Here is a 12,860-nt window from a genome sequence, read left to right on the forward strand (position 1 = left end):
GAATATCGATATTATGAACATCAGTGCACCATCTGAAGAAAATTTATATAACATCAACAACTGGGGTGAGGGATACTTCAGTATTAATGCCGAAGGGAATATTGCAATGAGTAAGGCACCAGGAAAACCTGGTGTCGAGTTGCAGGCAATTGTTAATGCTGCGAGTAGGGCTGGATTGCATTTACCGCTGCTAATTCGCTGCTCTGATATCTTACATGACCGTGTGCATCGCATTTATGAAGCATTTTCTCAGGCCATAGAAGAGAACGAATATACAGGGCACTACAAACTGGTTTATCCTATTAAAGTAAACCAAGAGCAAAGCGTTGTTCGCGAATTGTTGAAATCACCAAACCACTCTATAGGACTGGAAGCAGGCTCAAAGCCCGAACTCATGGCGGTCATTGGCATGCTGGGCAATCAACAAAACAGCACCATAGTTTGTAACGGGTATAAGGACAGCTATTATATTCGTACCGCGTTAATCGCCCAACAAATGGGACATAAAGTCTTTATTGTTATTGAAAAAATCTCTGAGTTGGATATTATTTTAAAAGAATCTGCTCGCCTGAAAATAAAACCATCACTTGGTGTTCGCATTCGTTTAATTACTAAAAGCGCAGGAAAATGGGAACATACCGGCGGGGTTAAATCCAAATTTGGCCTTACTGCAAAGCAAGTCCTCGAGTTAGTGAATCAATTAAAAGCTCATGACATGCTTGATTGCCTGCAGTTGATGCATTGTCATTTGGGTTCGCAAATAGCCAATATTCATGACATTCGCCACTGCATGCAAGAAGTCTCGCGTTACTATGTCGAGTTACGCCAACTCAATGCACCAATAGATACTATTGATGTGGGTGGTGGACTTAGCGTGGATTATGAAGGGACCCATTCGAATCAGGGTTGTTCCATGAACTACAGCTTGCGCGAATATGCCACCCATATTCTCCTCGCCATTCAATATTTATGTCAGGAAGCAAATGTTCCAGAACCAAACATTATTTCAGAATCAGGTAGAGCCTTAACAGCCCATCATGCCGTTTTAATTTCTGATATTAGCGATATAGAAATAATGAGTAAGTCTCCCTCTCTTCCGGAAATTACTAATGAAGACTCGCATGTGATTCGCGATATTTATGATACCTATCATTCAATTACTGCAAGCTCACCCATTGAAATCTATAACTATGCAGAACATTCGTTGAATGAAGCCCATTCCTTGTTTAAGCATGGGGTTATTAGCTTACAAGAAAAAGCTAAAGTAGAGGCTTTTTATACTAATATATGCCTGGAACTTAAAACGCGGCTCAATGTAGAGAATCCTACAGAAGAAGCTTTATTGGCAAAAATCAATGAAGACATGGCCGTTAAGGTTTTTTGCAATATATCGTTTTTCCAATCGATTCCGGATGCTTGGGCTATCGGACAAATCTTTCCAATTGCCCCCATTTCACAACTGACAGAACCACCCGTCATGCACAGTGTGTTACAAGATTTAACCTGTGACTCGGATGGCACCATTAAAGAATATCTTGGCAGTTCTTGTGTGAACTCAACATTAATGTTACCCCCCTATGATAGCAACAATCCTTACTCTCTGGGTTTTTTCCTGGTTGGTGCATACCAGGAAATATTGGGTAATTTGCATAATTTATTTGGGGATACTAACTCACTGGATGTCAAACTCTTTGATGATGGACAGTTTGAGCTCAATGATTTGGTTTATGGTGACACCGTAACCAATGTCTTGAATCTTGCTCATTTTGATACAAAAAAACTCGTTCAATCCTATGAAAAGCAGCTAATTCAAGCAGAGCTACCTAAAGAAACAACGCTTTTATATTTAAATGAATTAAGAAGCATTTTTTCTCAATTAACCTATTTAGACGAAAACATTCGGAGAAGATAAGATGACACCAAAACAAAGTGGATTTTTCATGCCCGCTGAGTGGCATCCGCATGAGCGCTGCTGGATGGCATGGCCTTGTCATCTTGAAACCTGGTCTAAAATAGGTCTGCAAAAAGCCCGGGCAGCTTATGCCCGGGTTGCGCAAGCCATCGCTCAATATGAACCCGTGACTATGTTAGTCAATCCAGGTGATGAAGACTCGGCGCAAAGCTTATGTGGTGATGGAATTACCTTATTTACCCTTCCCATCAATGACTCATGGACAAGGGATACCGGACCGACCTTTTTGTTAAACCAAAACCATCAATTAGCCGGTGTCGATTGGATTCATAATGCTTGGGGTGGTAACTATCAAGATTGTGCGCTGGATAACCAAATTGCCGCAGCAATCATTAAACAAACCCATGCTTTATCCTTTGCAGCACCTCTGGTTATGGAAGGCGGTTCATTCCATGTAGATGGTGAAGGAACTGTTTTAACTACTCGTGAATGCCTGCTCAATGCCAATCGAAATCCCCAGCTCAGTCAACAAGAGATTGAAACTTACCTGTATGATTTTCTTGGTTCTCAAAAAATTATCTGGTTAAACAAAGGATTATTAGGTGACGAAACTGATGGTCATGTCGATGAGATTTCCTGTTTTATCGCTCCTGGAAAAGTCTTATGTCTTATTACCCATGATAAAGAAGATCCGAACTATGCTGCTTTACACGAAAATCTGGAAATTCTTAAATCAACAACTGATGCAAAAGGTCGAAAGTTAGAAGTTTATACTGTGGAGCAACCACCAGCAACGTACCTTGATGGCGAGCGATTAACCTTATCCTATATCAACTTTTATTTAGCGAATAAAGGGATTGTTATGCCTGCTTTTGGCTATGAACAACAGGATAAGGCAGCTTACCAGTTATTTACTCAATTATATCCGGGTTATCATATTACCCAAATTGATGCACTGGATGTATTTGCAGGAGGTGGTGGAATTCATTGCATTACCCAGCAGGAACCCAAGATAACACGTGTTCCTCTTTGAGATATTTCTTACGCTCTGTTGCTCTATCCACGCAATGACAACGGCAACCAAAAGACTATACTCTAACTATAAAGGACGACACGGAATTGTCTGACAGGAAGTCAAACTACAGGGACCAGTACATGGGATGTACTCCGCTGCAAGGATGCAGCACACTAAACGTTTAATATATCTTATTTCTCCGTAAGAAAATGTCTCTCTTTCATCTATTTCTGATAAGAAGAGAGACTGTTTTTATCTTGAGGGTTATGGGATCTTCAAGTGCACCTCACAGTAAGCCGCCCACATGCTCTATAACTTCATGACTTATATTGAGCAATGATTTCTTCTTCCTCTTTTTCGGTAAACTCCTTAACGAACGTTCCTTTAAAATCACCGAAAACGCCGTTAAAATGTCCTTCAAATTTACGAGTTTGAAATAAAGTTCCCGCTAGTAAATGACTTTTAGCTACCAATTCTCGAACATTTGGTGAAGTATTTTTAGCTCCGATATCTTCGCCAGTCTCCTGCTTTCCATCCAGCTGTTGCTCTTCCATTTTTTTATTTATTGTGGCAATAATTTCATCGGCTGCAGCATCCAAAATTACATTTTGACCATCTAACCCATCACGATGATCATTGGTAACATAGGTATCTGCACCCATAGAACTGCTCGCGGTGTATTTTAGGAAGCCAGGACCAACATATTTTCGTTCCTGCTGCAGACAGTCTTTACGAACTCGTCCGCGATGCTCTATATCACGACTGATACGACGCTCAATAATGTCTGCATAACTGTCGGTTGCAACATTCGCTGTAACCACTGTCACCTTGAATGACCAATATTTTTTATAAAAATACTGCGCAAATATGCCTTCTATAATAATGACATCGGATGGATGAACCTGCTCTTCGTCTACACGCCGGTTTGTCTTAAAATCAAAAATTGGTTTGGTCACTGACTTGCCATTGTGAAGCAAAGCAATATGTTCTTTTAATAAATCTAAATGAAGCATCTCCGGTGTATCAAAATTTGTATCTCTACGATATTCTTCAAGATTAACTTCTTCAGGACACTCACGATAATAATCATCCATATTAAGTATTTGTGCACTTACTCCATTGAGCTTTAGCTTTTCCAGTAAATGCAAGGAGAGTCCTGTCTTCCCGGAGCCAGACGCTCCTCCAATAATTATAAAAATCATATGCACCCCAAAGAGATGTTGAATTTAGATTCACAAAGACGAAAGATTATACATGCGTGCTTATGATTACTCAAACAAAACAATTATGTATTTTACTGATTTTTATATATTTTTTGGATAATAATGCGGTTAGACATGCATTATTCTTTTATCTATGAGCTCTTACGCTAACGTTAATGAGTTGCATGTTTTTTGCAACAAAATCGATGTTAACTCAATGAATTTTTTCAAATGAGACTGACTCTTAATCAGAAGACCGGATCAAGAGTCAGAATGTGCTCGGCAAAATCGACCTAATCTCTATTTATAATTTACTAAGTCATGAATTAAACTGCCAAGTTCTGGAGTACCTAATCCAGTCACATAATCATATCCTTTTTGTGCAGCACAGTAATATCCACATGTTCCATTAGTTCCTGTGGTAATATCATTAAAATTGTAATGGTATTTTCCAGTGCTGGGGTTTGCGGCCGCATAGATAGCACTAATAAAATGAGTGCCATATACTTTAGAATAGAGTGAATTTGTAATTGCCGCGATTCCTGCCCACTGCGGTGCACCTGCGCTTGTACCACCGACAACGGCCCAACCTATACCATCGCTACTTGGAACAGAGTTATAAACTGAAAATCCTGTTTCTGGATCCGCATTATAAGCTACATCTGGACCCCCCCGCTTATTATTGGATTTTGGAATAGGTAATTTTTTTTGATTCTCAGGCCATGGTTCTACAATGCTCACTCCGCCACCACTTCCTGACCATGCCTCCTCTCCTTGATAATTTCCATAGTTATCAACAAGTAACGTAGTTCCGCCGACCGCCAAAACATAAGGTGATGATGCAGGATAGAGGGTTCCCTTGCCGCTATCACCGGATGAGGCTACAAAAGTGACCTTTGGATTATTAAATAGTGCATCATAGGAAGTTTCTTCAGGAAACTCATCTCCACCCCAGCTCATGGAGACAACGGTAGCTCCGTTTTTTACGGCAACTTGCACGGCTTTAAATAAATTATCTATGCTATCATCTGCAGCCTCTACTAAAATTATTTTTGCTGCAGGCGCCACAGCATGTACCCACTCGACATCCAAAGCAATTTCTCCGGCCCATCCAGCATCTGTTTTTGGCTTTTTACCGCTTGCATAGATCTTCTTAAAACAGCCATTTGCTGTTGTACACGCAGGTAATCCGAAATGTTTCGAGAACACGCCTAGATCTGCTTCAATTTTTGGATCGTCATAAGCATCTACAATCGCAATAACCTGTCCCTTTCCTTGCGAGTTGACTGAATTAAATCCATAAGCTACTCGTACCTGGCTTGGTGTTAATCCTGTGGGGATAAAATGAGGTGTATTTGGTTTATAATGGATTGGATGATGCGCTACCCCTGGTGCTTTTGCTAATGCATAAGCCTGCACACTCAATAAACCGAGTACAATTGGTGTAACAAGCCATTTAAATGGGAAGCCATTTAGTTTCAATTTCATTGTATTTCCTTATATCGATGTAATTAAATCCTTTATCTCCATCATACGTACCAATGCTATTACTTTAAATTAGGAACAACCGGAATAATTGGCTTACTTGCAAAGGGAACACTTCATACTTGCAAAGAGTTCCTGGGTTCTAGCTCACGCCTTCACCCAGGCTATGTTGATTAGTTTTCTAATTGAATATTCACACGCAACACTTTATACGTCTATATTTTCAGCTTCTAATGCGTTACTTTCGATAAACTCACGTCTGGGTTCAACATTGTCTCCCATCAATGTCGTGAAAATCGCATCTGCAGCAACTGCATCCTCAATGCTAACTTGCAGCATACGGCGTACAGCGGGATCCATAGTTGTCTCCCACAGCTGATCTGGATTCATTTCTCCCAGACCTTTATAGCGTTGAATAGCCTGACCTCTTTTGGCTTCTTCCATAAGCCAGTTTAAGGCTTGTTCAAAGCTTTCTACCATCAACTCCTTGTCACCCCGTTTAACATACGCTCCTTCCTCTACTAAACTTGCTAATTTGGAACCTAGATTAGCTAATTCTTTATAGTCTTTAGAGTTGAAAAATTCGACATTCATAGGGATGTAATTATCCATTCCATGCTGGGTAACTATGATTCGTGGAATAAATTGGTTTGTATCTTCCAGAGCATGTGTCTCGACCTGATACTGCTCCGTCTTACTACCTAGTTGTTGCAAACTCAAATGCAACTGTTTACACCAATTTGCTATTTTTTCTTGCTGGTTAAAATCTTCATTGTGCAACATGGGCAAATATGCTACCCGTTTTAGGATATCTGTCGGATATCTTCTTTTATAACGTTTGATAATTTTTTCAGCCCGCCGATATTGTTGTACCAAATCTTCTAATGCGGTAGCAGCAATTGGAGGAGCGTCTTTTGCTGGGTAGAATGCTGCTCCATCTAAAGCACTTTGTGTTAAATATTCAAATAATGCTTCATCATCTTTTACATATTGCTCTTGTTTTCCGCGCTTCACTTTATATAGCGGGGGCTGAGCAATGTAGATGTAGCCACGCTCTAGCAATTCTGGAGTCTGTCTATAGAAAAAGGTTAGTAATAAGGTTCTGATGTGCGAGCCATCGACGTCGGCGTCGGTCATGATAATAATACGATGATAACGGACTTTATCGGGATCATATTCATCGGGTCCTATACCACATCCCAAGGCTGTGATCAGTGTAGCCACTTCTTGCGATGAAAGCATCTTATCAAAACGTGCTTTTTCGACATTTAATATCTTTCCTTTGAGCGGTAAAATCGCTTGGAACTTTCTATCCCGCCCTTGTTTCGCCGAACCGCCCGCAGAATCTCCCTCTACCAGATAAAGCTCTGATAAGGCAGGGTCTTTTTCTTGACAATCAGCCAGTTTTCCGGGCAACCCAGCGATATCCAATGCACCTTTGCGACGAGTCATTTCGCGAGCACGTCGCGCAGCTTCTCTTGCACGTGCAGCATCTATAATTTTGGCAACAATTGCTTTTGCACAGGCTGGATTTTCTAAGAGGAAATCATTGAATTTTTCGGCAACACTCGATTCAACAACTGATTTTACTTCTGAAGATACAAGCTTATCCTTTGTTTGAGACGAAAATTTGGGATCGGGAACTTTAACGGAAAGAACCGCTGTTAATCCCTCACGAGCATCATCGCCTGTTGGCGATACTTTGGCCTTTTTGGCATAACCTTCACTTTCGATATAATTATTTAAAGTTCTGGTTAATGCAGCCCTGAATCCAGCCATGTGAGTACCACCATCACGCTGTGGAATATTGTTTGTAAAGCAATAAAGGGTTTCTTGATAAGAATCATTCCACTGCATAGAGAGTTCAACAACAATATTATCTTTTTCAGCGCTCATAGAAAACACTGTAGGTATAATGACGTTTTTATTTTTATTAAGGTGCTCGACAAACGCCTTTATCCCACCCTCATAATGGAATGTATCTTGTCTTTGACTGCGCTCATCAAACAAATGGATGCAGACGCCAGAATTTAAGTAGGATAATTCTCTTAGTCTTTTTGCTAAAATATCGTAGTGAAATTCAATATTAGAGAATGTTTCAGCACTCGGTTTAAACCAAATTTGAGTTCCAGTCGTTGTTGCATCGCCTGTTTCTGCCATGGGCGCTTCTGGAACGCCATTGCGGTAATGTTGTTCGTGAATTTTACCATGTCGACGCACTGTCAAATGCAATTCTTCTGATAAGGCATTAACTACTGAAACACCAACGCCATGCAAACCACCTGATACTTTATAGGAGTTATCATCAAACTTACCTCCTGCGTGAAGTACTGTCATGATCACTTCTGCAGCAGAGCGCCCTTCTTCTTTATGAATATCAACAGGGATACCACGTCCATCATCTTTAACAGAAATTGACTCATCGGAATGAATAGTAACAAAAATCTCTTTGCAGTATCCTGCCAGTGCTTCATCTATAGAGTTATCAACAACTTCAAAAACCATGTGGTGCAGACCTGTACCATCATCCGTATCACCGATATACATCCCGGGTCTTTTTCTTACTGCATCTAAACCCTTTAGGACTTTAATATTATTTGAATCGTAACTGGCATCAACGCTCATTAGGTGGTCCTCTTACCCTATTGGTGGTGTTCTAAATACCCTATAATAGCATATTTTGCGCCACGTTTATATGTCATCCAGGAACTTTACATACAATCGATAACGCCCTCCTTAAAGCCACTCAATAATGGAATATAGACTATTCCCTCTTTTATTTTCATTGATGGTAAATAGGTTTGGAGACTACGATTTGTTTCACGTGAAACATTATTTCTGCTGTAACACGCCTTCACTGATTTGATAAATTAAATGTTCTTGGGTCGATATTACTGAAATGAGCTTTTCTGGATGAGTTGTAGAAGTGATTACGTATTGTCCCGCTCGTTGAGCAAGATACTCCATAAGTTTCATTTGATGTGTTTCATCGAGTTCAGCAGGTAAATCGTCAATTAAATGCAAGCATTCCTGTTGTAAAAGATTCGCTTGAGCTAAGCGCAAAGCAATTAAAATTATTTTTTGTTGCCCACGGGATAAAACTTGTTTCGCTTTATTTTGATTAACTTCTATTAAAATATCAGCTTGATGAGCGCCAAATTGTGTATAAGTCTTTTGATTATCAGAAGCAAAATTCTCAGCTAATATTTGTTCCAGTTCTTTTCCAGAGTTTTTTTTGTCCCAACCTTTATAATAGCTAAGCTTACAATCGAGATGACTCAATTCTTTTAGTGCAGCGACAAACGCACGTTCCCATTGCGCAAAATACTCTTCACGAAGCACATGAAGTTGGTAGGCAAATTGACTTAGCTGTTTATCCCATGGAACAAAATGCTTTAAAGGGGCATGTTGTTTTAAAAGCGCATTGCGCTGCTTTAGTACTCTTTTATATTCCTTCCATAAAGGAAGATAGTTATGTTTCACGTGAAACAATCCCCAGTCCAATAAACTACGACGAACAGAAGGACCTGCATCGATAATTTGAAAAAGGTCGGAATAAAAGATCTGACAGGGTAACGCGTAAGCCAATTGACTGGTTGTGGAGCAAAATTGATTATTCAATTTAATCTGGGTGGGTTCAGAATAAGATTTTTGAATACTAATCGTTTCTTGTTGTTGTGCTCGAGCAAATACGGTTAAAGATGGGTAATCATAAGAAATAATTGGCGATATTTCACGGGAACGAAAAGAATGTCCACAGCTTAATAAATAAAGTCCTTCAAGGACAGAAGTTTTGCCACTGCCATTTGGACCATATATAAAATTAAATCTGGGACTTAAGCCAAGTTGTGTCGATGAAATATTTCGTAAGTTATGAATTCTTAATTCAGAAAGGATCATATTTTCATAGGCATAATTATATATTGGTAATTATCATCATCTATAGACTCAATTAAAATACTACTATCCGTATTCGATAGAGACAAACGAATTTGTCCTTCACCAAAATGTGAAAGCACATCGAGCAAATAGGTAGCATTCAAGCCAATCTTTAACTCATCGCCCTGTGTTTCAGCGATTAAAGATTCAACGGCTTCTTCTTGTTCATTATTGTTGGCAATTAAAGTTAACATGCCAGGTTGTAAATGAAGCATAACCGCCTTTGACTTTTCATGAGCCAAAATGACAATACGTGATAATGAGCGCTTAAAAACAGCGCAATCAATAATGATCTGCTTGTCCTGATTTTTAGGAATAGCTTTAGTATAAGGAGGAAAACGCGCTTCAATCAATTTTGATAAAAACATAAATTGACGGGATACCAATTTAAAATGAGATTTTCCAGCAGCCAATAATACCTCTTCATCTTCAATACTATTTAGAAGACGTAACAACTCTTGAATTCCCTTTTTTGGTATCAACAGTTTTTTCTCATTGGTATTAGAACATTGATGACGACAAATCGCCATTCGATGTCCATCTGTAGCAACAGCAGAAATGAGGTTCGGTTCAAAATCAAGAAACAATCCATTTAGAAAGACTCGCACATCTTGTTGTGCCATAGCAAAATGAGTGGACTGCAACAGCTTTAATAAAACCAAACGAGGAATAGTCAATTCAACCTCGTTGCATTCATCTTCGCTTAAGGGATAGCCATCAGCGGGTAACGTTGTCAATTTGAACGAACTACGTCCTTGTTTAATAGTTAATAGAGCATTATCAACAATCACTTTGGGATTGGGGTCATCATCTAAAGAACGAATAATATCAATAAATTTTTTTGCAGGGACAGTAATACTTCCAGACTGTTCGCCAGAATTACAGGGTACTTGAGCAGCAATCTCAATTTCCAAATCCGTAGCCGTAATATTTAACGAATTATCTGATAATTTAAGATAAAAATTCGACAAAATAGCTAAACTTTGCTTTTTATCAACAGCACCTGCAACTGTAAGTAGCGGAGAAAGTAAATCCTCTTTTTTAATAGCGAATTCAAACAAGATAGAACTCCATCTTAACCTAAGAATAACAATAAAAAAATCGCTTCATCACGCTCATGCATCATCTGGATTAAGATAGTCATAATCGTAGCCAGAGTAAAGCGAAACGGAACAGGGTTTGTCTCGGCCTGGATGAATACTTTAGTCCTGGATTCCACCTCAATCCCCTCAGAAGCCCATGGTCGGTCTGTTAAAATCTGTCGATTGAATTAAGAAGACAAAATGCGCATTAAATTTTTATAATCTTCAGTAAAATCACTGTCATCCTGAACCAATTCCTTAACTTTCCTGCATGCATGAATAACCGTTGTATGATCACGGCCACCAAAATGATCCCCAATTTCGGGTAAGCTGTGATTGGTTAACTCTTTGCTTAAAGCCATAGCCATTTGTCTGGGTCTGGCAATAGAACGGCTGCGGCGCTTTGACAATAAATCAGCCACTTTGACCTTATAATACTCAGCTACTGTTTTTTGAATATTTTCAATGGTAACTAATTTATCCTGCAAAGCCAGAAGATCACGCAAGGCTTCGTGAACAAACTCAATGGTAATTGGTTTGCCAGTAAAATGAGCATTGGCAATAACTCGCCGTAATGCGCCCTCGAGTTCCCTGACATTGGAGCGAATACGCTTCGCAATAAAAAATGCAACCTCATAAGGCAATTCAATATTCGATTGTTCCGCCTTGCTAATTAAAATAGCAACACGTGTTTCAAGCTCGGGAGGTTCAACAGCAACAGTTAATCCCCAACCAAATCGGGATTTCAAACGCTCTTCCATACCTTCAATTTCTTTAGGATAACGGTCACTCGTGAGAATGATTTGTTGCTGCCCCTCCAATAAAGCATTAAAAGTATGGAAAAACTCCTCTTGAGACCTGTCTTTACCAGCAAAAAACTGGATATCATCAATAAGCAATGCATTTAGGGAACGATAAAAACGTTTAAATTCATTAATTGAGTTCGTCTGGATAGCCTTTACCATATCCGCAACAAAACGTTCAGAATGTAAATATAGTATCTTCGCATCAGGATTATTTTTTAATATGGCATTACCAATAGCATGCATCAAATGCGTTTTTCCTAAACCCACACCACCATAAATAAACAGTGGATTATAGGCATCACCAGGTCGCTCAGCTACCTGCATTGAAGCAGCTCGAGCTAGCTGGTTGGAATTACCTTCAACAAAGCTTTCAAAAACAAATTTTTTATTTAAGTGACTGCTCTTATAATCGACAGCTTTCTTAGGTGCCGTCTTGATTGCAACGGTATTGGCCGGAGCAGAGGCATTTACTTCAGATGAAAAAGAACTAGAAGAACCTGCAGAGCTCGAATCAGACTCAGTACTGGAAACTCTGCTGCCAATTTCAATAGAAATTGATTTAATCTCATCACCACAAAACTGTTTAATCAACTCTTCAATTCGTGCAAAAAAATGCTTCTTTACCCAATCAACAACAAATCGATTGGGAGCAAATAAAATAAAACGTTGTTCTTCTGTATGAGCCTGTAAAGGACGCAACCAGGTATTAAATTGTTGAGCAGAATATTCATCTTGCAATAGACCTAAACATTTTTGCCAAACAGATGCTGACACAACATAACTCCTCATTAAAGAAGGGTGGTAAAAAGAATACAAAACTAATTATCCACAGCAATTAAATATGCCACTGAAAGTACCCGGACAGCAAGATAATTAAGCATGAAATTACTACGTATGAAATTGAGAAATAGAATTTCTTCGGTACACTAAGGTGCTGCTGCAGGCAAATTATACTCAGCCTTGGGAATAAAGAAAAGTTATCCACAAAAAAAGTGTGGATATTTTCAGAAGTAAGAGAGAATTATTTTGCAAGAAATTTAAATTGATATATTTGAAGAGAGCTATGCTAAGTAGACGTATCACTTTGAATTTCCATGCAATTTTCCTTATTCTCATTTAAAAAAAGATAAAAAAACAATTGAGTTTGCCCTTAATATAATTGTTTCAAATAAAGATCAGTACAGAGGTGTTGATTGGAACGAATCGCTCCATCTTTGTTCTCACTTTGTATACCTAACGATTTAAAGACATAAGATAATGTAGCACTTTGATTGCACGCCATAACCGTTTAAATACATCATTAAAACATTCAGCCTTTTGTTCATAAAGAAAATAACCACGAATACTCTATCTATTCATTAATGTCGCGCAATAGCTTTTGTTGACTCTTCTGTAATTGCTTTTGAACTATTGGCACGT

Annotated in this window: 9 protein-coding genes; 2 read left to right on the top strand and 7 right to left on the bottom strand. The window is 39.0% G+C overall.

Annotated elements, in window-relative coordinates; genetic code table 11:
* Positions 1 to 13: 13 nt before the first annotated feature.
* Together speA and DGG96_RS09995 are read left to right on the top strand one after the other, a co-directional pair.
* Positions 14 to 1,912, top strand: coding sequence for a biosynthetic arginine decarboxylase (gene speA, locus DGG96_RS09990; protein WP_110142529.1), 1,899 nt, complete (start codon positions 14 to 16; stop codon positions 1,910 to 1,912).
* 1 nt (position 1,913) lies between these two features.
* Positions 1,914 to 2,945: an agmatine deiminase family protein gene (locus DGG96_RS09995; RefSeq protein WP_110142530.1), complete on the top strand. Its 1,032-nt coding sequence runs from the start codon at positions 1,914 to 1,916 to the stop codon at positions 2,943 to 2,945.
* Positions 2,946 to 3,244: 299 nt separating this feature from the next.
* On the opposite strand, the gene DGG96_RS10000 is transcribed toward DGG96_RS09995, so the two are convergent.
* From DGG96_RS10000 to dnaA, 7 genes are all read right to left on the bottom strand, one after another.
* Complete coding sequence (locus tag DGG96_RS10000; RefSeq protein ID WP_110142531.1) at positions 3,245 to 4,129, bottom strand: uridine kinase family protein; 885 nt, start codon at positions 4,127 to 4,129, stop codon at positions 3,245 to 3,247.
* Positions 4,130 to 4,429: 300 nt separating this feature from the next.
* Entirely contained in the window at positions 4,430 to 5,617 is a 1,188-nt protein-coding gene (locus DGG96_RS10005; RefSeq protein ID WP_110142532.1) for a S53 family peptidase, read from the bottom strand.
* Positions 5,618 to 5,821: 204 nt separating this feature from the next.
* Positions 5,822 to 8,239, bottom strand: a complete 2,418-nt coding sequence (gene gyrB, locus DGG96_RS10010; RefSeq protein ID WP_110142533.1) for a DNA topoisomerase (ATP-hydrolyzing) subunit B — start codon at positions 8,237 to 8,239, stop codon at positions 5,822 to 5,824.
* A gap of 207 nt (positions 8,240 to 8,446) precedes the next feature.
* Positions 8,447 to 9,514 (bottom strand): DNA replication/repair protein RecF, encoded by a 1,068-nt coding sequence (gene recF / locus DGG96_RS10015; RefSeq protein ID WP_110142534.1) that lies wholly within the window; start codon positions 9,512 to 9,514, stop codon positions 8,447 to 8,449.
* Positions 9,511 to 10,614 carry a DNA polymerase III subunit beta gene (gene dnaN / locus DGG96_RS10020; protein ID WP_110142535.1) on the bottom strand — a complete coding sequence of 368 codons (1,104 nt, stop codon included), beginning with the start codon at positions 10,612 to 10,614 and terminating at the stop codon, positions 9,511 to 9,513. The genes recF and dnaN overlap by 4 nt, the downstream gene beginning before the upstream one ends.
* Before the next feature lie 14 nt (positions 10,615 to 10,628).
* Positions 10,629 to 10,772, bottom strand: coding sequence for a hypothetical protein (locus DGG96_RS20840; protein ID WP_158618871.1), 144 nt, complete (start codon positions 10,770 to 10,772; stop codon positions 10,629 to 10,631).
* A 51-nt stretch (positions 10,773 to 10,823) separates the two neighbouring features.
* Complete coding sequence (dnaA, locus tag DGG96_RS10025) at positions 10,824 to 12,215, bottom strand: chromosomal replication initiator protein DnaA (protein WP_110142536.1); 1,392 nt, start codon at positions 12,213 to 12,215, stop codon at positions 10,824 to 10,826.
* Positions 12,216 to 12,860: the final 645 nt, after the last annotated feature.

This window comes from Legionella qingyii, from assembly GCF_003184185.1.